Source organism: Methylobacterium sp. E-066, assembly GCF_022829635.1.
Classification (GTDB): domain Bacteria; phylum Pseudomonadota; class Alphaproteobacteria; order Rhizobiales; family Beijerinckiaceae; genus Methylobacterium.
Genome location: NZ_JAKSYO010000096.1, coordinates 144,693 through 165,528, shown reverse-complemented (window position 1 = coordinate 165,528; position 20,836 = coordinate 144,693). Strand labels below are relative to the sequence as shown.

Genomic DNA, 20,836 nt, shown 5'->3' with positions numbered 1-20,836 from the left:
ACCCGCCCACTACGAGGCGGCAGTCGGGTGAGAGACCACGGCGGTGAATGCGGGTTCCGGGGGCGTCTCGGCTGCAATACGGCTTGGCCGTGCGGCTTGGGCGCCATGGGCAGTGACCGCTGGCATTGGAGTCGCGGGATCGGGGCGCTGACAAGACATCGCGACGAGAAAGACGGCAGCGGCCGGGGGTGATGCCCGGTCGGTGCCGCGGGTCGCCGCGGGGATCGGATCCCGCGCGTATTTGGCCGTCACCTGGGTCCCCGCGGCGTCCCGCGTCCCTCGTGCTGGGTCTTCTTGGGCCATGCCCCCGGCGCCTCAAGGCGGGTGGGGACGATGACGCATATCTGATAGAGACCGCGGCAGACCCGAAACATTGACGTTCGCCCGGCGGGCTGCCATCCGCCGGTCCGACATGTCCGCCCGCGGCACCGTTGAGTCCTGAACACAATGACAGACCTGATCGAGACGATCCGCCGGACGCTCGTGCCGATCCACAAGGAGGGCTATCCCTTCATCCTGATCGGCATCGTGCTGACGGTGCTGGCCGGCTACTTCTCCCAGTTCTTCGGCTGGATCTTCCTGATCCTCACCCTCTGGGTCTGCTACTTCTTCCGCGACCCGGAGCGGATCACCCCGGTGGAAGACGGGCTGGTGGTCTCGCCCGCGGACGGGCGCGTCAACCTGATCGCCACCGTGCTGCCGCCGCCGGAGCTCGACCTGCCGCAGGTGCCCACCTTACGGGTCTCGGTGTTCATGAACGTGTTCGATTGCCACGTGAACCGGGTGCCGGTGTCAGGCCGGATCGGCCAGATCCACTACACGCCGGGCCTGTTCCTCAACGCCGAGCTCGACAAGGCCAGCGACGACAACGAGCGCAACGGCATGGTCATCGAGACCAGCCATGCCGGACAGGCCAAGCGCGTCGGCGTGGTGCAGATCGCCGGGCTGGTGGCGCGGCGGATCGTCGGGTTCGTCTCGGCCGGGGACACGCTGGCGGTGGGCGAGCGGTTCGGGCTGATCCGGTTCGGCTCGCGGGTGGACGTCTACCTGCCGGCCGGCGCCACCGTGCTGGTCGGGCTCGGCCAGAAGGCCGTGGCCGGCGAGACGGTGCTGGCCGATCTCGGCGGCGGCCCGGGGCGGCAGTTCAAGCGGATCTAAGCTGTCATGGACGATCTGTTCCCGCCCTTCGCGCCCGATCCGAACGAGCCGCGCCCGCGCCGGTTCAAGCCGGTGCCGTTCCGGATGATCGCGCCCAACATGATCACCCTGATGGCGCTCTGCCTCGGGCTGACGGCGATTCGCCTGGCCTTCGAGGGCAAGTTCGAGCCCGCCGTCATCGCCGTGGTGGCGGCCGGCGTCCTCGACGGCATCGACGGCCGGGTGGCGCGGCTGCTCAAGGGCACGTCGCGCTTCGGGGCCGAGCTGGATTCGCTCGCCGACTTCGTGAATTTCGGCTGCGCCCCGGCGCTGATCCTCTACGGCTTCGCGCTGTTCCACCTGAAATCCGCCGGCTGGATCGTGGCGCTGATCTTCGCCATCGCCATGGCCCTGCGGCTCGCCCGCTTCAACGCCATGCTGGACGACCCGAACCGGCCGGACTGGAAGAAGGACTTTTTCGTCGGCATGCCGGCCCCGGCGGGCGCGCTGACCGCGATGCTGCCGCTCTACCTGCATTTCCTCGGCTTCGGCGGCGAGAGCTGGGCCGCCCCGGCGATCCTGATCTACGTGCTCGCCATCGCCCTGCTGGTGGTCTCCACGGTGCCGACCTTCTCGGGCAAGACCATGGGCAAGCGGGTGCCGCGCAGCCTGGTCCTGCCGATTTTTCTGTTCGGGGTCGCGGCCTTCGGCATCCTGATCAGCTACCCGTTCGAGGCCCTGGTGGCGGTGAGCGGCGGCTACCTGCTGACCATCCCGGTGGTCGCGGCCCAGTACCGCCGCCGCGCCAAGGCGGAACTCGCCGCCCCCGCCGAGGAGCCGGCGATCGGCCAACCTTGAGCGCTGGCTTTCGGGGAGCCGGCCCCTAGTTCCACCGATGCGTTCGGTGGGGGGCGGTGGATGCTCGAGGAATTCAAAAAATTCGCGTTGCGCGGGAACGTGGTCGATCTCGCTGTCGGCGTGATCATCGGCGCGGCCTTCGGGGCGATCGTCAATTCCGCCGTGCAGGACCTGTTCATGCCGGCGATCGGCGCGGTCACCGGCGGGCTCGATTTCTCGAACTACTACATCCCGCTCTCGTCCAAGGTGCAGGCCGGGCTGCCCTACGCGGATGCCAAGAAGCAGGGTGCGGTGCTGGGTTACGGCCAGTTCCTGACGTTGACCATCAACTTCATGATCGTGGCCTTCGTGCTGTTCCTGGTGATCCGGGCCATGAACAAGCTGCAGAACGCCGAGGCCAAGAAGCCCGAGGCGGTGGCCGAGGTGCCGGCGGACGTGAAGCTCCTGTCGGAGATCCGGGATATTTTGGCGGAAAAGCCGCGGGCCTGACGTGGAGACGTCAGGTCAGACCTTGGGCTTGCCGGCGTCCTCCGGGTTGACACCGAGGGCGTCGAGGATCTGGTCGAGGGCCTGACCCACTGCGCCGGTGCCCTCCTCGTGGGTCTTCAGCCGGGTCTCGAGCCGGCGGATCTGCGGCTCGAACGCGTCCGGCACCGGATCGTCCCCGAGGAAGCGGGGCTTGTCGGTGCCGACGGGCAAGACGCCGCGCAGTTGCTGGCCGAGGTGATCGCGCACCGGTTCCGGCAGCGTCGCGCCGGGCTCGCTCGGATCCTGGCTCATGGTCGCCTCGTCCTTCATCTGGAGCATCAACGGCTTCGCCGGAGAACCGTTGCGCCGCCGCGGGGTCCCTCACGAAAACAGGCCCCGGAGCGGGTGCTCCGGGGCCCGGTGGGCCGGTGCGGGACCGGCCCGTGGAATCAGTCGATGACCTCGACGATCCGGTGGCCGCGATCGACCAGCACCGGGCGGTCGTTCACCACCGTGTAGCGGTAGCCCGGCTGCACGCGGTACTCGGTCGGGACGTCGTAATAGGTGACGCCGCTGTTCGGCAGGGTGGAGCCGACGGCGACGCGGCCGTCGTAATCGTACGAGCGAACGTTGCGCTCGCGAACGTAGCTGCGGAAGCGCGGCGCCATGTCGACGCCGAGGATGCCGCCCACCGTGCCGGTGGCCGCACCGACGGCGCCGCCGACGATCCCGCCGATCGGGCCGGCCGCGTCGTTACCGGCGGCCGCGCCGCGCTCGGCACCCGGGATGGTGCCCTGGGCCTGGGCAGCGAGCGGCAGCGACAGGGCGAAGGCCGAGGCGGCGATCAGGGTCTTGAAGGTCATACGAGACATCTCCGTTCCGTGGCGTTCCGCCGCAGCAAAGGCAGCGAAGCTCGGGCCGGTAACGCCCGATCCCCGGATTCGGATGCATCTTTTTTCCCGGGCGACGGACCGCCCGGGGCGCAGGCTACGCGTCCTTGGGCATCGCCGACTGGATGAACCGGTCGGAGCCAAGATCCTCCTCGTCATAGCCCAGCAGCTCGGCCAGCCGGCCGCGGGCGCGGCTGACCCGGCTCTTCACGGTGCCGACCTTGCAGCCCATGATCGTGGCGGCCTCCTCGTAGGAGACGCCTTCGGCGCCGACCAGCACCAGGGCCTCGCGCTGGTCCGGCGGCAGCTTGGCGAGCGCCGATTGCAGGTCCTCGACGTCGAGCCGGTCGCCCTGGTGCGGGGCCGTGGCCAGCCGGGCCGCGTAGGAGCCGTCCTGGTCCTCGACCTCACGGACCCGCTTTCGGTGATCCGAGTAGAAGATGTTGCGCAGGATCGTGAACAGCCACGCGTTGAGGTTGGTCCCCGGCTGGAACCGAGCCCGGTGCTGCCAGCCCTTGAGCAGGGTGTCCTGGACGAGATCGTCCGAGCGGGCGGGGTTCGAGGTCAGCGACAGCGCGAAGGCGCGCAGCGACGGCACCGCAGCGAGCAGGCCGTTGCGGAATTCCGGCTCGATCGCCTCGCCGCGGGCGCGCAGCGCCTCTTCCAGCTTCTCGAGCAGGTCGGCGAAGCGGGACGGCAGCACCTCCTCGCCGATCCGCTCGTAGACGGTGCGCAGGTGCTCGCCGAGATGCGTGCGGATGTTCGGGGCGAGGTTCGGGCGGCCATCCCGAAGCCCATCCTCTTGGGACAGGACGGTGTCGGTCTCGTCGCGGCTCATGCGTATCGTGCTCGTCAGCTCATCGTGGCTCGACCTGCGGTCCGGACCGGTCGAGGCGGATCGCTTGTCGGCCGAACTCCCCCTCAAGTCCGGTCGATGCGCTCCTATTACAGGCGTTCTAGCGCATCGGAGGCGCGCATGCACCCTCGCCCAAGCTCGACTTAAGAAGCCCCGACCGGTCTCAACAGGCGGATCGCCCCATCCCGCAGGGTCAGGACATCGCCGCGGGCGAGGTCGGTCCAGCGCTCGTCCCGGGTCAGCGCCTGGGTGGCGATGACCGTGACCACGTCGCTCTCGGAGGTTTCCTGCGCAAAATTCACCTGCCAATCCTCGTCGATCAGGGTGGCGGTGCCGAACGGCGCCCGGCGGGTGAGATAGCAGAGGCGCTTGCCGCAATGGGCGTAGAGCGTGCGGCTGTCGGTCAGCAGCATGTTGAACACGCCGAGCGCATGCAATTCGCCCGCGAGGTCGGCCACGGCCCGGTCGAGGGTCGCGGGCCGAGGCAGGGCCTGGAACCGGGCCTGGAGGCGGCCGAGCATCCAGCAGAAGGCGTGCTCGCTGTCGGTGGAGCCGATCGGCATGAAGCTGCCCAGCGGCAGCCGCTTCACGCCCTTGAGCTGGCCGTTATGCGCGAAGGTCCACCGGCGGCCCCACAATTCCCGCGCGAACGGGTGGGTGTTCTCCAGGCTGACCCGGCCGCGATTGGCCTTGCGCACATGGGCGACGACGATGCGGCTCTTGATCGGCATGTCGCGCAGCAGCCGGGCCAGCTGCGAGCGCGAACTCGGCTCCGGCTCGTGGAAGCTGCGGCAGGTCCGCCCGTCATAGAAGCTGATGCCCCAGCCATCGGCATGGGGCCCGGTGTCGCCGCCGCGCCGGGCGAGGCCGGCGAACGAGAAGCGGATGTCGGTCGGCACGTTGGCGCTCATGCCGAGCAGTTCGCACATGATGGATCAGCCTAGGAGGGTCGCGCGGGATCGTCGGTCTGCCGCCATCCGACATGGCCCGCGGCGGGCATTCAGAGCCTCTCACAAAACTCCCGCCGCACCGTCGCGTGCGAAGGAAGGGCCCCCGGAAACCGGGAGTTTTGTGAGGTGCTCTCAGTCGCCCGACACGCGTCCGGCCGTCCGACGCTGCGCGCGTTCATGGAGGAACACCGCCGTCCAGCCAAGGGCGAGAACCAGTGCGGGCGTCACGACGAAGGCGACGACGAAACTCGCGTTCATCCGGCTAATCCCCTGAGTACACGCCTTGCCCCTAGATGTAGGCTGACCGCGATCGAAAGCCAAACCGTCGTTCCGATGAGCAGCACCCAAGGCTCGACCAGCGTGCGGAAGTTGCTGACATTGTAGATATAGCCGGCCAGCGGCGTCGCGATCCCCACCGTGACGCAGGACGTCGCGACCGTGTTGAGGGCCGATGCCAGCAGCTTCGTCTGCTCGATGCGGACAGGATCGGTCACCCGCGTATCCCGGCTTCTACCGCGCCAGATAATCGGTCAGCGTCATCCCGACCATGATGGCGACCCAGAAGAAGCCGAGCCCCGAGAACAGCCGCACCAGCGGCGGCTCGTGGATCACCTCCATGGAGACCAGGAGGATCAGCGCCACCATCACGGCGACGACCAGGAGCTCGACGATCCAGACCTGGGCGAAGGGCAGGGTGGCCCCCAGGGTGACGTTGACGGCGAGCAGCGCCAGCAGCGCCAGGAAGGTCAGAACCGGCGTGCGCAGCCGGCGCCGGAGCAGGGCGCGGTCGTCGGCGTTGAGGGTCGACCAGGGCGCGAGCAGCCTCATGCCTGATGCTGCTCCGGACCGGAATGGCCAGTTCGATCCGGAAGCATCGCGAGAGCGTCCTGCGCGGCGGCGGCGGCGTCCGGATCCGGCCCGGCGGCGAGTGCGGTGAGCTCAGCGCTCGCGACGCGGCGGCTCTCGGGATCCGCCATCGACACGCGATCCGCGTCCAGAAAGTGAAGCGCCTCGGACCGCGCCTCGAAGGAGCCGTTGCGGAGGATGTTGACGAGGCCCTCCAGAGAAAGCGTCCCGCCCAACTCGTCGAGGGCGAACAGCAGCGACCCGGATTGCGGGGCAACGTCAGCTCGCCGGAGGAGCACGCCGATGCGTTCCGCGGCACCGGCCGCCTTCAGTTCCGCGAGCGCCAGAGCGGCGGCGTTGCGCAGGCGGTGCGAACCGGTCCGATCGAGAAGGCGCGCGATCTCCGCTGCCGTCAGGGCCGGCGGCAGGCTCCCGACGTCGCGCAGCCACGCGATCATCTGCTCCTCGTCGACGGAGCCCGGAGATTCCCAATCCTGTAGAGCGACGGCCATGCTCAAGACCTTACACGATTCCGACCCGATTTGATCCACGCCTCATATTCCGCAAGCGCCTGCTCCCGGCTCTCCAGATCGCGTCCCCCGGACTCCTCCTTGCCGACGCGATGCCACCAGCGCCGAAAGGCTTCGAAGTCAGGCTGCTGGTCGAGGCCGAACCAACGGTCGCGCCGGGTCTGCGATCCGCCCCGAAAGCGGCCGCTCGGCTCCTTCGACATCGCATCGCATCCCCCGACTCACCGGTTCACGACATAAAGGATCGGGAAGGCCAGGATCCACACGAGGTCGATGAAGTGCCAGTACAGGCCGTAGACCTCGATCCAGTTCTGGTGGCGGGACAGGAAGCCGGCCTTGGCGGCCATCCAGGTCATGCCGAGCAGGAGGGCGATGCCGGTGAACAGGTGGGCCGCGTGCAGGATCGTGGCGACGTAGTAGAGGTTCACGAACAGCCGCGCCGGCGGCGTCTCGGCCAGGGCGAAGGGCCGGCTGCTCAGGAACGGCATCATGTGCTCGTCCCAGTCGGCGTAATACTCGTAGCCCTTGAGCACCAGGAACAGGCCGCCAAGCGCCGCGGTCGCGAGCATCGCCCGCACCATGGCGCGCTGCCAGCCGATCCGCGAGAACTCGATCGCCATCGACATGGTCAAGCTGGAGCAGATCAGCACCACGGTGTTGGTGGCGCCGATCCAGAACTTGAGGTGCTTGGCCGCCGCGACCGTCGCTTCGGGGTGCAGGATCCGGGTGATCAGCGCCACCAGGAACAGCGCCGAGAACAGCAGCAGCTCGGTGATCAGCCAGGCCCAGATGCCCAGCGTCGCGGCGGCCCGCTGCTGGCCCACCGTCTCGAAATGCCCGGCGCGGGCGACCCCGACGCCGTCTGCCAGCCCCTCGCTCATCCGTGCTGGTCCTGGGATTCCTGCGCCTGGATCGGGTAATCGTAGGGGATGCGCGGCACTTCGGGCGGGCTGAGGAAATTGTGCTTGGGCGGCGGCGAGCCGGTCTCCCATTCGAGCCCCTTGGCGTTCCACGGGTTGGCGGGCGCCTTGCGGCCGAACCACAGGGAATAGACCAGGTAGAGCATCGGGAAGATGTAGCCCGCGGCCAGGATCGTGGCGCCGGCCGAGGACAGCACGTTCAGCAGCTGGAACTCGACCGGATAGGTCGCGTAGCGGCGAGGCATCCCGAGATAGCCGAGGATGAACTGCGGGAAGAAGGTGACGTTGAAGCCGAGGAAGATCAGCACCGCCGAGACCCGGCCCCAGGGCTCACTGTACATCCGGCCGGTGAATTTCGGCCACCAGAAGTGCAGGCCGCCCAGGAAGGCCAGCACCGTGCCGCCGACCATGATGTAGTGGAAATGCGCGACCACGAAGTAGGTCGCGTGGATGTGCTGGTTGATCGCCAGCGTCGCCAGATAGAGGCCGGTGAGCCCGCCGAGGACGAACAGCCCGATATAGCCCATGGCGTAGAGCATCGGCGTGTCGAGCCGGAGGGAGCCCTTATGGATCGTGGCGGTCCAGTTGTAGACCTTGACCGCCGAGGGCACCGCCACCGCGAAGGACAGGGCGGAGAAGACCAGGGAGGCCAGGTCGCTCTGGCCGTTGACGAACATGTGGTGGCCCCAGACGAAGAAGGTCACCGAGGCCAGTCCGATCGACGCGTAGGCGACGAACCGGTAGCCGAACAGCTTCTTCTGCGCGAAGGCCGGGACGATCTCCGAGATCACTCCCATGCCGGGCAGGACCATGATGTACACGGCCGGGTGCGAGTAGAACCAGAACAGGTGCTGGAACAGCACCGGGTCGCCGCCATAGGCCGGGTCGAACACGCCGATATGGAAGCCCCGCTCCATGATCAGCAGGATCAGGGCGGTGGTGATCACCGGGGTGGCGAGCAAGAAAATCAGGCTCGTGGCGTAGTGGGCCCAGACGAAGATCGGCAGCTTGAACCACGTCATGCCGGGCGCCCGCATGGTGTGGATCGTGACCACGAAGTTGAGGCCGGTGAGGATCGACGAGAAGCCCACGATGGTCACGCCGATCAGGGCCGGCAGGACCCAGGTGTTCGAGAAGGCGGTGGAGAGCGGCGCGTAGAAGGTCCAGCCGGTATCGACGCCGCCCAGCACCAGCGAGACCAAGGTGAAGAACGCCCCGGCCATGAACACGTACCAGCTCGTCAGGTTGAGCTTGGGGAACGCCAGGTCCTTGGCCCCGATCATCAGGGGGATCAGGAAATTGCCGAAGGTCGCCGGGATCGACGGGATCAGGAAGAACCACACCATCACCACGCCGTGAATGGTGAAGGCCTTGTTGTAGGTGTCGTTGGTCATGATCGCGCCGTTCGGCACGATCAGCGCCAGACGGACCACGCCGGCCGCCACCGCCCCGATCACGAAGAAGCCGGTGATCGAGGTCAGGTACAGGATCGCGATGCGCTTGTGATCGGTGGTGAGGAACCACGAGCGCAGGGTCGAATCCGCGTGGAGATAGTCCGCCTTGCGCCCGAGGGTGGCCTCCGGCGCGTGCGGCTCGCGGCGGGCCGTGCCGCCGACGCTGCCCGTTGCGCTCATGATGTCGCCTTCATGGATTGGCTCTCATGGAGTCGCCTGCGCGGCCTTGCCGGAGGCCGGCGCCGTGTAGGATTTCAGGAAATCGATGAGGCGGCCGAGCTCGTCCTCCGGGATCCGCCCGGCGAAGCTCGGCATGACCTGCTTGTAGCCCTCGGCGAGCCGGTCGCCGTTGGGGTTCAGGATCTTTTCGCGCAGCCAGGTCTCGTCGGCCGTCACGGTGCGGCCGTCGGCGAGCTTCACCGGGCTGCCATAGAGCCCGGCGAGGCTCGGGGCCTTTACGGCCGAGCCGGGATCGTGGCAGCCGGCGCAGCCATAGGCCTCGTAGAGGGTGCGGCCGGCCGCGACCTTGCTCTGCTGGGCGCCGGCATGGGTCAGCCAGTCCTGGTAGTCGCCGGGGTTCATGAAGGTGACCTCGCCGCCCATCACGGAATGGTCGGTGCCGCAATATTCCGAGCAGTAGAGGTGATAGGTGCCGATCTTGTCGGCCTTGAACCACAGGTCGGTGTAGCGGTCGGGCAGGGCGGCGACCTGCAGGCGCACGGCCGGCAGGTAGAGGGCGTGGATCACGTCCTGGCTGATGATCCGCAGGCGGATCGGCTGCCCGATCGGCAGGTGCAGGTCGTTGATCTCGGCCTGGCCGGTGGGATGCTGGAACTTCCACATCCATTGCCGGCCGATCGCCTCGATCACCATCGCGTCGGGCGGCGCGTTCCGCGAGGCCACGTACAGCCGCGCCCCCCAGACGAAGAAGATCAGCGTCAGCAGGAACGGGATCAGCATCCAGCTGATCTCGATCAGGTTGGAGCGGATGCCGGACGGGTGCCGGTCCGCCTCCGAGCCCTCCCGGTAGCGCAGGGCGAAATAGGTGATCGCCACGAAGACCGGCACGGTCAGCAGCAGGGTCAGGACCGTGAAGGCCAGGATCAGCAGGTCCGTCTCGGACGCGGTGGCCGAGACCGCGGCGGGCCAGAGTTCGAGGGCAGCGTGGTTCGGCGTCATCCTGCTACCGGTCCGGCGCGTCGAGGGGGCGGCCGACGATCAGGTCCATGGCCCGGTCGATCGGGATGCGGGCCCGGGTGCGGGCCGGGTCGCTGTAGCCGTAGCCGGCGAGCCGGGCCGCAGCCTCGGCCCGCTGACGGTCGAGGTCGGCATAGGGGTCCGCCTGAAGGTTCGGCGGCGGCGGCGTCAGCGGCGCGGTCTGCTGGCGCGTCAGGGTCGGCAGGGTCCGGCGCTGGCTGGCGCTGAAGGCGCCCATCAGCCAGATCATGGTGCCGATGACCGTCAGGACCGCGAGCGCGAGGCCCGCCATCACCAGCGCGGTGTTGCGGACGCCGACATCGCGCGTCTCGTAGCCGGGACCGTCGGGATCGCGCGGGGCATTGGCCGGCGTGCCGCGGGGCGGGCGGCCGTTCAACAGGCCGCTGCCACGCAGGGTCAGCCCGGCCAGGATCGCCGGGATCAGGCCGGGACCGGGGGTGCCGCCGACGCTCATGCGACCCTCCCGGCGCGCCGGGCTGTCGGTGCCGGTCGCCCGCGCAGCAGGAGATGGAGCGCGGCGGCGAGACACGCCACGGCCAGGGCCGCGAGCGCATCGGCCGGACGGATCACGAACCGGTCGCGCAGGGCCGGGGTGACCAGCCAGAACATCTCGAGGGCGTGCACTGCGAGCGCCGCGCCGGCCAGGATCCGGGTGGTCGGGCGGCCCGGCCGCAGGGTCGCGAGCCCGGCCAGCACCACGACGATCCCGGCCGCGATCGACAGGCCGCGCCCGAGCCCGCCGCCCCGGGCGAAGTACCAGGCGACCTCCGGCGGCAGGTTGGCCGACCAGACGATCAAGAACTGCACGAAGTGCAGGAACGCCCAGAGCCCGAGCAGCACCACCAGGGGAACCAGCCGGCCGCGCCCGGGCGCGGTGCGCCCACGGCCCACCGGCTCCGGCTCCTCCCAGGCGAGCAGGATCGCGGCCGCGAAGGCCAGCCCGCTCCAGGCGGTCATCACCAGCAGGCCGAGCAGCGTGGAATCCAGCCGCGGGTCGAGGGAGGCGATCACGTCGGTGGTGAACAGGGTGCCGACCACCGCATGCAGGCCCACCGCCGGCACGGTGCGGCCCTCGCCCGGCTCGTCGAAGGGCCGCGCGAAGCGGAAGGCCAGCCAGGTCCAGGCCGCGAGATACGCGATCACCCGGGCCACGAAGAACGGCGTGGTGAACCAGAAAGCCGCGAGCGGCGTGCGCGGCGCCGCACCGACCCAGGGGTAGAGCACCGGCACCGCGGCCAGCAGCGGCAGGCCCAGCAGCGCGGCCACCGGCATCAGCGCCATCAGCCGGCGCAGGCCCGCCAGCATCTCGACGCCGCCGCGCTCGCGCACGCGCTTGCCGAACCGCTCGGCCACGATCGTCACCGGCAGGGCGCCGACAGGCAGCGCCAGGAGGACGAGCCAGGCCGCGAGATACGCGCACGCCGCCCCGCGCCAGCCGCCCGCGAGAAAGCAGCAGGCCAGCAGGCCGAGCCCGAGGAGACCGAGCAGGAGGGGGCGGCTCACTGGGTCGCCTCCAGGCGGGTCCGGTCGTCCGGCGACAGGCTCGCGACGGGCGCGTCCTGGCTGAGCTGGAGCGCCCGGACATAGGCGACGATCGCCCAGCGGTCGGCGGACGGGATCATCTGCGCCATGCCGAACATGGCGCGCCGGCCGTTGCCGATGGCGTCGTAGATCTCGGCGGCCGGGGCCTTGCGCAGGGGCTCGGCGGTGAGGTCGCCGGCATGCGGGAAGCCGCGCTGCACGACGATGCCCTGGCCGCGCCCGTCCTGGCCGTGGCAGGGGGTGCAGAACACCGCGTAGCGCTGCCGGCCGCGCTCGACCAGGTCCTGGCTGATCGTCTGCGGCTGCGGCGCCTCCCGGGCCGGATCGGTCCGCGGCACGGTCCCGGCGACCGGCTGGCGCATGGTGATCTGGCGGGGGAAGAACGGGTTCCGGTCCCAGGTCTTAGCCCGGGCCTGGTCGTCCATGTTGGCCTCGCCGCAGGCCGAGAGGGCCGGCAGCGCCGCGAGCAGGATGAGGCCGGCGGCGCGCCTCATCGCGGGATCCTGCGGATCTCGAGGGGGCGCCCGGCCTCGACCGGCAGGCTGGTCAGCCGGCGCTCGAACCGCGCCGCGTCGAAGCGGTCGCTGCGCGCCTCCGCGGAGAGGAAGAACCGGTCGTCCGAGGCGCGCAGGAAGCCCGGGATGTTGAAGGCCGGGTGGTTCAGCCGCGGCAGGCGGTTGAGCACCAGCAGCGCGAGGTGGATCGCGATGCAGCCGGTCATCATCGCGAAGGAGATGCTCGGCACCACGAAGGACGGCCAGGACAGGCGCGGGCGCCCGCCGATCAGGAACACGTAATCGTAGGCCGTGGCGTAGACGCAGAGCGCGTAGAAGCCCGCGCCGCCGAGCAACGCGCCGGCCAGCGCGTAGGGCAGGATCGAGCGGCCCTCCAGGCCCAGTGCCCGCAGGGTCCGGGGCATCGGCACCGGCCCGTGCCCGTCGAGATGGACATGGTCCGGCGGGCTGATCCCCGACACCGCCTGGAGGGCGGCGGCGAGGTCGGACTGGCTGGCGAAGGTGGCGGAGACGCCCCAGAGCGGCGCCGGCCCGGGATTCTCCTCCGGCCGGAGGGTGGCGCGGGACGCGGCCTCCCGGGCGGCGGCCTCGGTGCCCGGCGCCCGGGCGAGGGCCAAGCGGCGGCTCTCGATGATCGAGACCGCCGGCAGGTAGCGCAGGAACAAGAGCAGCAGGGTCAGGAACAGGCCGAGCGAGCCCGCGAAGGTGGCGATGCCCCAGGGATCCGGCCCGTAGGGCAGCCGCGAGGAGGGCAGGAAATCCTGGGTCAGGGTGACGACCAGCACCATGACGTGGTCGGCATAGGCACCGGCCGCGACCAGGAGCCCGACCGCCGCGATCGCGAGGGGCGCCGTTCGGGCGCGGGCCGACCACAGCACCTGCGCCGGCAGGACCAGGCCGAGGATCGCGGTCCACGAGACCAGGGCGTGGTCGCCGGTCATGCGCCGCACCAGCACGGCCCGCGCTTGCGCGTCGCCGTTGAGGAACGTGTCGAAATACTCGGCGGCGTAGCAATAGGCACTGGCGCAGCCGAGGCCGAGCAGCAGGCGGCCGAGCAGGTCGAGGTGGCGCGCGGTGACCAGGCTGTCGAGGCCGTAGACGACGCGGATCAGCACGACGATCGCCGCGGTGATGCCGACGCCGGAATAGACCGCGTTCACCAGGAAGCTCACCGGCAGCAGGGTGCTGTGCCAGCCCGGCATCAGCGAGCCGGCCAGCATCACCGAGGCGCCGGTCTGGACCGAGACCACCAGCAGCACGCCGAGCAGGGCCACCGTCCGGTAGGCCTGGACCCAGATCTGCCAATGGGCCGCCGAGCCGCGCCAGCCCGAGGCGACGATGCCGTAGACCTGCGCGCGCAGGAGCGCGCGCTTGCGGGTGCGGGCCTTGGCGTCGATCTGGCGCATCGCCTCCACGAAGGCGCGGTCGCGCAGGGTCGCCAGATCCGGCAGCAGGCCGATGAACCAGAGGCTCACGCAGATCACCAGGAAGGCGACGATGTCGATCGCGTCCCACAGGAGCGGCGAGCGGAATTGCGGCCAGAGGTCGTAGGTGTTGGGGTAGGGCAGGTTCCAGAAGAAGAACCACGGCCGCCCGAGATGGATGATCGGGTAGAGCCCGGCCGACGCTGTGGCGAGCAGCGCCAGGGTCTCGGCGATGCGGTTCACCGCCCCGCGCCACTCCGCCCCGAGCAGGAGCAGCACCGCCGAGACCAGCAGGCTGCCGGACGCCACCCCGATCCACCAATCGTAGCTCGCGATGTCGAGCGCCCAGACGACGGCATTGTTGTTCGCCCAGACCCCCGGCCCGGCATAGAGCAGGGTGCCGAGGGTGAAGACGAACATTCCGAGCAGCGCCACCGCCCCCGCGAAGGCGATCCACCAGCGGCGGTTGCGCGGATGCGTCAACGGGATCGCGGTGACCGTGCCGCCGATGCCCTGAAGGGTTTCGTCCGGCCGGATCAGAGGACCGCCTGCGAGAGCGCCGGACATGCTCAGCCCTCCCGTCCGGTGGGATCGGCGGCGGGCGCGAGCCCGGCGAGGTAGGTGGTGCGCGGGCGCGTGTTCAGGTGGCCGAGCAGCGCGTATTCCCGCGGATCCTTGCGGGCGGCCGAGACTTGGCTCGTCGGGTCGGCGACGTTGCCGAAGGTGATCGCCCGGGTCGGGCAGGCGCCCTGGCAGGCGGTCTCGACGGCGCCGTCCTGGATCGGGGCGTGCGCGTCCTTGGCCGAGGTGACCCGGGCCGCCGCGATGCGCTGGATGCAGTAGGTGCACTTCTCCATCACGCCGCGGGCGCGGACCGTGACCTCGGGATTGCGCTGCTGCTGCTGCACCGGGGTCATGCCGCCGGTATAGTCCAGGTAGTTGAAGCGGCGGACCTTGTAGGGGCAGTAGCTCTGGCAGGTCCGGGTGCCGACGCAGCGATTGTAGACCTGCAGGTTCAGGCCCTCGCTGTCGTGCAGGGTCGCCTCCACGGGGCAGCCGACCTCGCAGGGCGCCTGCTCGCAATGCATGCACGGCACCGGCTGGAAATGCGTCGTCGGCGCGTCGAGCCCGCCCGCGTAGTAGCGGTCGACCCGCAGCCAGCCCATCCAGCGCCCGAGCGCGACCTCCTCGCGCCCGACCACCGGGATGTTGTTCTCGGCCTGGCAGGCCGTGATGCAGGCGTTGCAGCCGGTGCAGGCATCGAGGTCGATCGCCATGCCCCATTGCGCCGCCGCGCCGGTCAATTGGGTTTCCGGGGCCGGGTAGAACGAGGCCGGGGCCGGCGCGCCCTTGGGGTCGCCCACCGGGGCGGCGCCCAGAGCCTGGACGCGGACGATATCCTCGCCCTCCATCGTGCCGAGGTTCTGGGTGGTCGCCGGCATCCGGCGCCGGCCGGTCTTGGTCAGCCGCGCCCCGGTGAGCCGCCAGGGCGTCGCGACGGGCCGCAGGGTCGCGGCGTCGTAGCCGAGGCCGTTCGAGAGGTGGTCCGGCACGGTGCGGCCGTAGCCGAGGCTGAGGGTCACGGTCTCGGCGGCCTGGCCGGGCAGGATCCAGGCGGCGCCCTCGACGGCACGCCCCGCCGCCTCGACCCGCACGATGTCGCCGGTGGCGACGCCCTCGCGCTCGGCGAGACGCGGGCTGAGGGCGATGACGTTCTCCCAGACGATCTTGGTCAGGGGTTTGGGCAGTTCCTGCAGCCAGGCGAGGTCGGCATGGGTGCCGTCCCAGATCGTGGAATCGGGGCGGAACACCACCTCGATCCCGTCCGCGGCGGGCGCCGGAGGGGAGGGCGGCGCCTCCTGCGTCAGGGCGACATCCTCGGTCGCGCCCGCGCTCTCGGGCCAGAAACCCCGGCGCAGGGCGTCGGCGAAGCGGGCCTCGAACGCCGCCGCATCCTCGCCTTCGGTCCGCCAGCGCGCCTTGAGCAGGCCGAGCGCGTCTTCGCCGCCCTCGCTCCCGCGCCCGTCGGTCAGGAAGGCCAGCATGTCCGGGAGGGTGCGGCCGTTGTAGAGCGGCGCCACCGTCGGCTGGATCAGCCCGACCGTGCCGTCGAGGGAGCGGACATCGCCCCAGGATTCCAGCGGATGCGCGATGGGCAGGTGCCAGTCGGCATGGGCGCCGGTCTCGTCGTCATAGAGCCCGGCATGGATCTTGAGCGGCACGCGCTCCATCCGGGCGGCGAAGTCGAGGGCGGCGGGCGCGTCGTAGACCGGGTTGGCGCCGAGCACGATCAGCACCTTTACGGCGCCGCGCTCCATCGCCTCCGCCAGATCCGCCAGGGTGCCGGCCCCCGCCTCGACCGCGGGCGCCGTGTGCCGCAGGGTCGCCCCGGTATTGCCGAGCGCGCCGTTGAGACGGTGGGCCAGGGCGTGCAGGTCCGGGCTCGCGGCGAGCCCAGCCGTGACGATGCCAGCGCCGCGTGCCTCGGCGAGCGCCTTGCCGGCGCCCCGGGCCCAGCGGGACACCGGATCGTCACCCGCAGGCGCGGCGCCGCCCCCGGCCAGGGCCAGGAGATCGCGCGCCAAAGCTTCGAGGCGGCCGGCCGGCACGGCGACGCCGTGATCGGCCTTGGCGCTGGTCAGCGTCGGGGTCGGGGCCGCGGCGTGCAGGGTGAGCAGGCGGCCCTCGGCATAGGCCGCCCGGCGCGCCGCGCTCCAGCGCCCCGACAGGCCGACCTGGCCGGGGCCGAGATCGAGGAAGTCGCCGTCCAGGGACACGATGGTGCGCGCCCGGCCGAAATCCGGAATCGTCTCCAGCGGCTTTCCATAGGCGCGGCGGGCACCTTCGTAGATCGCCTCGCGGCCGACGCCGGCGCCGGCGAACCAGCGCAAGGCCGGATAGGCGGCCCGCATCCGGGCGATCTGCGCCGCCACGGTGGGCGAGGTCACCGGCCCGGTCACCAGCGCCACGCCCTCGCCCCCGGCTTCGTGCCAGGCGGGCATCTGCGCCTGGAGGGCCGCCCGGAACGCCGCCCAGGAACTCGGGCGGCCGAGATGCTGCACCGCCTGGGAGCGGAACGGGTCGTAGAGGCCGAGCACGGAGGCCTGGGCCAGCACGTCGGTGCCGCCGTGGCTCCAGGGATGCTCGGGATTGCCCTCGACCTTCAGCGGCCGGCCGTTGCGGGTGGTGACCAGGATGCCGTTGCCGAACCCGTCGAACACCGCCGAGGAGGCGTACGACAGGTCCGTGCCCGGCACGATCCGCTCGGGCTGGTTGACGTAGGGCACCTCATAATCCCGGCTCCCGCCGCCGCAGGCGGTGAGACCGCCGAGCGCGAAGGAGGCGGCCATCAGCTTGAGGAAGCCGCGCCGCTCCGGGGACGCGGCGAGCCGCGCCGCGGAGGGGAACTCGGCCGCGAGGTAGTCGCGGAATTCCGGGCTGTCGGCGACGGCGTCGAGGCTGCGCCAGAAGCGCGGGCCGTCGCCGCCGGCGAGTTTTTGGCGCAGGGCCGCGATGTCGGATCCGCTGGTCATCGGTGGCAGATCCCGCATTCGGTCAGCCGCGAGCCGCCGCGGATATGGTACTCGGCCACGAGCTTCGGCCCGAGCGTCGCCTGGTCGGCCGGCGGCTTCCAGGTCATGTTCCAGACCTCGTCGGGCGTGCGGACGTATTTCTCCGGCGCCCGGTGGCAATCGAGGCAGAACTGCATCTCGAAGGCGTTGGCCCGGTAGGTCATCTGCATCGCAGTGACCTCGCCGTGGCAGGTCGAGCAGCCGATGCCCTTCGTCACATGCACCGAGTGGTTGTAGTAGACGTATTGCGGCAGCTTGTTCAGCCGCACCCATTCCAGCGGCTTGTCCTGGGCGTAGCTGTCGCGCACCGGCTTGAGCATGTCCGAGCCGGTCCAGATCTGCGAGTGGCAGGTCATGCAGGTATGGGTCGGCGGGATCCCGGCCGAGGCGACCTTGTCGACGGTGGTGTGGCAGTAGCGGCAATCGATGCCGAGCTCGCCGGAATGGTGCTTGTGGCTGAACGGCACCGGCTGGGCCGGGGCGATGCCGACCCCGGTGACGTAGTTCGAGCGCACGATCCCGGCCGCCAGCACCGGCAGGCCGACCAGGCAGGCGACCCCGGTCATCAGGGCGAGCCGGTAGATCGCGTCCGCGCCGGGCGTGAACAGCTGCGCCATCAGGCACGCCCGCGGGGCGGCACGATCCGGTCTTCGGGTTCGATCTGCTCAGCCTCGCGCCGCAAGCGTCGCCCCACCGTTGGTCCCGGGTTGGACAGTGCAGCGCAGCGGAACGCCGACGCAATGCGACCAAAGCGGCCGGGCGCCGGGGCGGCCCGCCGCGACCGTCCCAGTCTGGAACCTAGAGCTTTTCCAGACGAGAGCTAGAACATGGATCATCAAACCGGCCGCTTCCGGCATCGAGCGCTCGACACTTCCCGCCGGCGGCGCAAGACCTCCCGCCAGCAGCGCAAAATCTCCCGCCAGCGGCGCAAGACTTCCCGCCGGCGGCGCGAGGGCCTATGCGCTGCCTGACCGGGGCATGGCGGCCCGATCCCGCCGCCGCCCCATCCCGGACTCGCCTCGGACCCCTATGGATTCCGATCCCATCGTCCTGACCTGGCGCGCCGCCCGGCGCCTGCACGTCACCGCCGTCGCCCTCGTGGTCGGGCTCGGCGCCCCGCTCTGCGCGCTGGCCCTGCTGTGCCTGCGCGATCTGGTCGCGGTGCTGCCCCGCGACGAGGCGCCGGCCCTGCCGTTCCTGCGGGTCGCCCTGTCGCTGCCCGGCCGCGAGATCGTGCTGGCGCATGGATTCCCGATGCGTCCCGCCGAGCTGGAGCTCGCCGCCTTCCTGTGCATCGCCGGCTGCGCGCTGGCCCTGGCGGGGATCGGCTGGGTCGTGGCGCGCCTGTGCTTCAAGGCCCAGAACCAGGCCGCGGACGCCGTCCGGGAAAGCGTCCTGCGGGCGATCCTCGACGCGCCGGCCGGGGGCCGGGACGAGGCGCGCAGCCTCGCCCGCCTGGTCGGGGAGGTGCTGGGGCGGGGCGACCGGCTGCTCGCCGCCGGCATCGTCGTGCCGGCCATGACCCTGGCGGCGCTGCTCTTCGCCCTCGGCTTCGCGGGGTTGGCCGCCCCGCGGCTGATCCCGACCGCGGCGATCGGGCTGGCGGCGATCGGGCTGGCCTACGGGCTGGTCCTGGAACGCGCCCGGGACCGGCAGGACCTGCGCCTGCGCTCGAGCACCCGGGCCGAGACCAACCTGAACGACCTCGTGCGGCGGCTGCCGGCGGTGCGGGTCCACGGCGCCGCGGCCCTGGAGCGGAAGCGCATCGCCGCCCGGGTCGCGGCGATGCGCACCAAGGTCGCCCGGGCCGAGGCGCGGCTGGCCTATGCACGAGCACCGGCGCTCGCCCTGGCGGTGATCCTCCCGGCCATCGCCATCGGCACGGCCCTGTGGCGCTCCACGGCGCCGGGCGCACCGCCGGCACCGCCGGTCGATCCGGCCGCGCTGCTCGCCGCCACCGGGGCCTTCGGCCTCGCCGGCTGGCTCGCCGCGATCTGCGCCCGGCTCTGGACGGTCCGCAGATCCGTCCGCCCGCGCTTTCGCGACCTGGCGCGTCTCATCGCGATGCTCCAGGGGCGGCAGGCGAAGGCCACCCGGACCGGGCTCGCCCCGCCGCTCCCCCGGTCCGGCATCCTGGCGACGCAGGGGGTCGGCGCCTTCGACCCGGCCAGCGGCGAGCGGCTGACCGGCGTCGACGTCACCGTCACGATGCCGAGCCATGTCGCGATCACCGGCAGCCGGGGCAGCGGCGCCCGGGTGCTGGCGGCGGTGCTGGCCGGCCAGATCGAGCCGACCGCCGGGGCCGTCACCTATGCGGGCTCGGACCTGCGCGGCTTCGACGCCGCGGAGCGCGCCCGCCGCATCGCCTTCGCGGCCGGGGAGGCGATCCTGATGGAGGGCTCGCTCCGGCAGAACCTGCTCTACGGCACCGAGCCGGCCAACGCCCCCGACGACATCGCGCTGATCGGGATCAGTCGGCTCACCGGCCTCGACGGCTTCGTCTACGCCCGCGGCCTGACCGGCCGCCTCGACCCGGCGACCCAGCCCCGGCTGGCGGCGGCGATCGTCGCGGCCCGCCGGACCATGCGGGCGGCGCTCGCCGCCAAGGGGGCCGAGCGCCTGGTCGAGCCGTTCGACCCGGAGCGCTACAACCATCAGGCGAGCATCGGCGAGAACATCCTGTTCGGCGAGCCGGTGGGCGGCGCCTTCGCGCCCCTGCGGTTCGCCCGCCACCCCTACCTGCGGGCGGTGCTGGAGGCCGAGGAGCTGGTGCGGCCGCTCACCGAGATCGGCCTGTCGGTCGCCCGCAGCACGGTGGAGATCTTCGCCGACCTGCCCAACGACCATCCGCTCTTCGACAATTATTCGCTGTTCCAGGCCTCGGAGCGGGGATATTTCGAAGACCTCGTGGTCCGCCTGCCCAATGCCGCGAGTTTGCGCCGGGGACCGGCCGGCCAGCGCGACCGCACGCGGTTGATCGGCCTGGCCCTGCGCTACAGCGAGTCCCGGCACCGCTTCGGGCTGATCGATGCCGCCTTCGAGCAGCGGCTGGTCCAGGCGCGCCGCTCCTTCGCCCGGATGCTGCCGCCCCACCTCGCCGGCGCGGTGGAGTTCCACGATCCCGGCCGGGTCAATCCGGCCGCCAGCCTCGAGGAGAACCTGCTGTTCGGCCGGATCAGCCTCGGCGAGGCCAATGCCGAGCCGCGGGTGCGGGCGCTGGTGCAGCGGATCCTGGCCGACGAGGGGCTCGAAGCCTCGGTCTACAGCCTCGGCCTCGACAGCAAGGTCGAGATCCAGCCCAGCACCGGCGCGCTGGCGGACGGCGCCATCAACGCCCGGGAGCGCGTGGCGATCGAGCTGGCCCGCTGCCTCGCCCGGGAGCCCGACATCCTGGTGGTCGCGGTGGCGCTCGAAGACCGCACGGTCGAGGGCGTGCGCGACCGCCTCGCCCGGCTCCGCCAGGCCCGGGCCGGACGCGGCGTCATCGTCTGCCTGCCCGAATCGGGCGTGCCCGACGGGATCGAGCCGTTCGACGCGGTGATCGCCGTGGAGAACAGCGCGGTCGTCGCCCCCCAGGCCGCCGAGGTCGCAGAGCCGGAGCCGGCCCTCGCCTGAGGGCTACGGCCTCACGACGGCCGCAATGGCCGGTCAGGTCG

The 20,836-nt window shown here is 71.0% G+C and carries 22 protein-coding genes; 4 read left to right on the top strand and 18 right to left on the bottom strand.

Going from position 1 to position 20,836, the window contains the following annotated elements:
* Positions 1-447 precede the first annotated feature (447 nt).
* From MKL20_RS13715 to mscL, 3 genes are read left to right on the top strand one after another with little or no spacing between them, the layout of a single operon-like run.
* Positions 448-1,158, top strand: coding sequence for a phosphatidylserine decarboxylase (locus MKL20_RS13715; RefSeq protein ID WP_244037124.1), 711 nt, complete (start codon positions 448-450; stop codon positions 1,156-1,158).
* A 6-nt stretch (positions 1,159-1,164) separates the two neighbouring features.
* Positions 1,165-1,995 carry a CDP-alcohol phosphatidyltransferase family protein gene (locus MKL20_RS13710; RefSeq protein ID WP_244037123.1) on the top strand — a complete coding sequence of 277 codons (831 nt, stop codon included), beginning with the start codon at positions 1,165-1,167 and terminating at the stop codon, positions 1,993-1,995.
* 60 nt (positions 1,996-2,055) lie between these two features.
* Positions 2,056-2,484, top strand: coding sequence for a large conductance mechanosensitive channel protein MscL (mscL, locus tag MKL20_RS13705; RefSeq protein WP_243966209.1), 429 nt, complete (start codon positions 2,056-2,058; stop codon positions 2,482-2,484).
* Positions 2,485-2,499: 15 nt separating this feature from the next.
* On the opposite strand, the gene MKL20_RS13700 is transcribed toward mscL, so the two are convergent.
* From MKL20_RS13700 to MKL20_RS13620, 18 genes are all read right to left on the bottom strand, one after another.
* Positions 2,500-2,802, bottom strand: a complete 303-nt coding sequence (locus MKL20_RS13700) for a hypothetical protein (RefSeq protein ID WP_409568149.1) — start codon at positions 2,800-2,802, stop codon at positions 2,500-2,502.
* Positions 2,803-2,912: 110 nt separating this feature from the next.
* The gene (locus MKL20_RS13695; RefSeq protein WP_244037122.1) at positions 2,913-3,326 is read right to left on the bottom strand and encodes a DUF1236 domain-containing protein; all 414 of its coding nucleotides are present in this window, start codon (positions 3,324-3,326) and stop codon (positions 2,913-2,915) included.
* Between the two features lie 124 nt (positions 3,327-3,450).
* A complete protein-coding gene (locus MKL20_RS13690) occupies positions 3,451-4,191 on the bottom strand; it encodes a NepR family anti-sigma factor (protein ID WP_244037121.1) in 741 nt (246 codons plus the stop codon).
* A gap of 161 nt (positions 4,192-4,352) precedes the next feature.
* On the bottom strand, positions 4,353-5,138 hold the full coding sequence (locus tag MKL20_RS13685; RefSeq protein WP_244037120.1) for a class II glutamine amidotransferase: 786 nt from the start codon (positions 5,136-5,138) through the stop codon (positions 4,353-4,355).
* 153 nt (positions 5,139-5,291) lie between these two features.
* Positions 5,292-5,417 carry a hypothetical protein gene (locus MKL20_RS32975; protein ID WP_279594729.1) on the bottom strand — a complete coding sequence of 42 codons (126 nt, stop codon included), beginning with the start codon at positions 5,415-5,417 and terminating at the stop codon, positions 5,292-5,294.
* Positions 5,414-5,653, bottom strand: a complete 240-nt coding sequence (locus MKL20_RS13680; RefSeq protein ID WP_244037119.1) for a hypothetical protein — start codon at positions 5,651-5,653, stop codon at positions 5,414-5,416. Before MKL20_RS13680 ends, MKL20_RS32975 begins: the two co-directional genes overlap by 4 nt.
* 16 nt (positions 5,654-5,669) lie before the next feature.
* A complete protein-coding gene (locus MKL20_RS13675; RefSeq protein ID WP_244037118.1) occupies positions 5,670-5,987 on the bottom strand; it encodes an oxidase in 318 nt (105 codons plus the stop codon).
* The gene (locus MKL20_RS13670) at positions 5,984-6,463 is read right to left on the bottom strand and encodes a hypothetical protein (RefSeq protein ID WP_244037117.1); all 480 of its coding nucleotides are present in this window, start codon (positions 6,461-6,463) and stop codon (positions 5,984-5,986) included. The genes MKL20_RS13675 and MKL20_RS13670 overlap by 4 nt, the downstream gene beginning before the upstream one ends.
* A gap of 56 nt (positions 6,464-6,519) precedes the next feature.
* On the bottom strand, positions 6,520-6,738 hold the full coding sequence (locus MKL20_RS13665; RefSeq protein ID WP_244037116.1) for a hypothetical protein: 219 nt from the start codon (positions 6,736-6,738) through the stop codon (positions 6,520-6,522).
* Between the two features lie 18 nt (positions 6,739-6,756).
* The gene (locus MKL20_RS13660) at positions 6,757-7,416 is read right to left on the bottom strand and encodes a cytochrome c oxidase subunit 3 (protein WP_244037115.1); all 660 of its coding nucleotides are present in this window, start codon (positions 7,414-7,416) and stop codon (positions 6,757-6,759) included.
* Positions 7,413-9,089, bottom strand: a complete 1,677-nt coding sequence (locus MKL20_RS13655; RefSeq protein WP_243966191.1) for a cbb3-type cytochrome c oxidase subunit I — start codon at positions 9,087-9,089, stop codon at positions 7,413-7,415. The genes MKL20_RS13660 and MKL20_RS13655 overlap by 4 nt, the downstream gene beginning before the upstream one ends.
* A 24-nt stretch (positions 9,090-9,113) precedes the next feature.
* On the bottom strand, positions 9,114-10,088 hold the full coding sequence (coxB, locus tag MKL20_RS13650) for a cytochrome c oxidase subunit II (protein ID WP_244037114.1): 975 nt from the start codon (positions 10,086-10,088) through the stop codon (positions 9,114-9,116).
* 4 nt (positions 10,089-10,092) lie between these two features.
* Positions 10,093-10,581: a hypothetical protein gene (locus MKL20_RS13645; RefSeq protein WP_244037113.1), complete on the bottom strand. Its 489-nt coding sequence runs from the start codon at positions 10,579-10,581 to the stop codon at positions 10,093-10,095.
* Positions 10,578-11,630: a hypothetical protein gene (locus MKL20_RS13640; protein ID WP_244037112.1), complete on the bottom strand. Its 1,053-nt coding sequence runs from the start codon at positions 11,628-11,630 to the stop codon at positions 10,578-10,580. Before MKL20_RS13640 ends, MKL20_RS13645 begins: the two co-directional genes overlap by 4 nt.
* Positions 11,627-12,163: a c-type cytochrome gene (locus MKL20_RS13635; protein ID WP_244037111.1), complete on the bottom strand. Its 537-nt coding sequence runs from the start codon at positions 12,161-12,163 to the stop codon at positions 11,627-11,629. Before MKL20_RS13635 ends, MKL20_RS13640 begins: the two co-directional genes overlap by 4 nt.
* A complete protein-coding gene (locus MKL20_RS13630) occupies positions 12,160-14,175 on the bottom strand; it encodes a quinol:electron acceptor oxidoreductase subunit ActD (protein WP_244037110.1) in 2,016 nt (671 codons plus the stop codon). Before MKL20_RS13630 ends, MKL20_RS13635 begins: the two co-directional genes overlap by 4 nt.
* A gap of 2 nt (positions 14,176-14,177) precedes the next feature.
* On the bottom strand, positions 14,178-17,141 hold the full coding sequence (locus MKL20_RS13625; RefSeq protein ID WP_244037109.1) for a TAT-variant-translocated molybdopterin oxidoreductase: 2,964 nt from the start codon (positions 17,139-17,141) through the stop codon (positions 14,178-14,180).
* On the bottom strand, positions 17,138-17,797 hold the full coding sequence (locus MKL20_RS13620; protein WP_243966182.1) for a cytochrome c3 family protein: 660 nt from the start codon (positions 17,795-17,797) through the stop codon (positions 17,138-17,140). The genes MKL20_RS13625 and MKL20_RS13620 overlap by 4 nt, the downstream gene beginning before the upstream one ends.
* A gap of 412 nt (positions 17,798-18,209) precedes the next feature.
* On the opposite strand from MKL20_RS13620, the gene MKL20_RS13615 reads away from it, so the two are divergent.
* Complete coding sequence (locus tag MKL20_RS13615; RefSeq protein ID WP_244037108.1) at positions 18,210-20,795, top strand: ATP-binding cassette domain-containing protein; 2,586 nt, start codon at positions 18,210-18,212, stop codon at positions 20,793-20,795.
* The last annotated feature ends 41 nt before the right edge of the window (positions 20,796-20,836 follow it).

Excerpts from the sequence above, each read along its gene's own strand:
- MKL20_RS13665 (WP_244037116.1), bottom strand. The coding sequence starts at position 6,738 with ATGTCGAAGGAGCCGAGCGGCCGCTTTCGGGGCGGATCGCAGACCCGG.
- coxB (WP_244037114.1), bottom strand. The coding sequence starts at position 10,088 with ATGACGCCGAACCACGCTGCCCTCGAACTCTGGCCCGCCGCGGTCTCG.
- MKL20_RS32975 (WP_279594729.1), bottom strand. The coding sequence starts at position 5,417 with ATGAACGCGAGTTTCGTCGTCGCCTTCGTCGTGACGCCCGCACTGGTT.
- MKL20_RS13710 (WP_244037123.1), top strand. The coding sequence starts at position 1,165 with ATGGACGATCTGTTCCCGCCCTTCGCGCCCGATCCGAACGAGCCGCGC.
- mscL (WP_243966209.1), top strand. The coding sequence starts at position 2,056 with ATGCTCGAGGAATTCAAAAAATTCGCGTTGCGCGGGAACGTGGTCGAT.
- MKL20_RS13685 (WP_244037120.1), bottom strand. The coding sequence starts at position 5,138 with ATGTGCGAACTGCTCGGCATGAGCGCCAACGTGCCGACCGACATCCGC.
- MKL20_RS13655 (WP_243966191.1), bottom strand. The coding sequence starts at position 9,089 with ATGAGCGCAACGGGCAGCGTCGGCGGCACGGCCCGCCGCGAGCCGCAC.
- MKL20_RS13635 (WP_244037111.1), bottom strand. The coding sequence starts at position 12,163 with ATGAGGCGCGCCGCCGGCCTCATCCTGCTCGCGGCGCTGCCGGCCCTC.
- MKL20_RS13620 (WP_243966182.1), bottom strand. The coding sequence starts at position 17,797 with ATGGCGCAGCTGTTCACGCCCGGCGCGGACGCGATCTACCGGCTCGCC.
- MKL20_RS13645 (WP_244037113.1), bottom strand. The coding sequence starts at position 10,581 with ATGAGCGTCGGCGGCACCCCCGGTCCCGGCCTGATCCCGGCGATCCTG.
- MKL20_RS13615 (WP_244037108.1), top strand. The coding sequence starts at position 18,210 with ATGGATTCCGATCCCATCGTCCTGACCTGGCGCGCCGCCCGGCGCCTG.
- MKL20_RS13690 (WP_244037121.1), bottom strand. The coding sequence starts at position 4,191 with ATGAGCCGCGACGAGACCGACACCGTCCTGTCCCAAGAGGATGGGCTT.
- MKL20_RS13630 (WP_244037110.1), bottom strand. The coding sequence starts at position 14,175 with ATGTCCGGCGCTCTCGCAGGCGGTCCTCTGATCCGGCCGGACGAAACC.
- MKL20_RS13715 (WP_244037124.1), top strand. The coding sequence starts at position 448 with ATGACAGACCTGATCGAGACGATCCGCCGGACGCTCGTGCCGATCCAC.
- MKL20_RS13660 (WP_244037115.1), bottom strand. The coding sequence starts at position 7,416 with ATGAGCGAGGGGCTGGCAGACGGCGTCGGGGTCGCCCGCGCCGGGCAT.
- MKL20_RS13625 (WP_244037109.1), bottom strand. The coding sequence starts at position 17,141 with ATGACCAGCGGATCCGACATCGCGGCCCTGCGCCAAAAACTCGCCGGC.
- MKL20_RS13675 (WP_244037118.1), bottom strand. The coding sequence starts at position 5,987 with ATGAGGCTGCTCGCGCCCTGGTCGACCCTCAACGCCGACGACCGCGCC.
- MKL20_RS13670 (WP_244037117.1), bottom strand. The coding sequence starts at position 6,463 with ATGATCGCGTGGCTGCGCGACGTCGGGAGCCTGCCGCCGGCCCTGACG.
- MKL20_RS13700 (WP_409568149.1), bottom strand. The coding sequence starts at position 2,802 with ATGCTCCAGATGAAGGACGAGGCGACCATGAGCCAGGATCCGAGCGAG.
- MKL20_RS13695 (WP_244037122.1), bottom strand. The coding sequence starts at position 3,326 with ATGACCTTCAAGACCCTGATCGCCGCCTCGGCCTTCGCCCTGTCGCTG.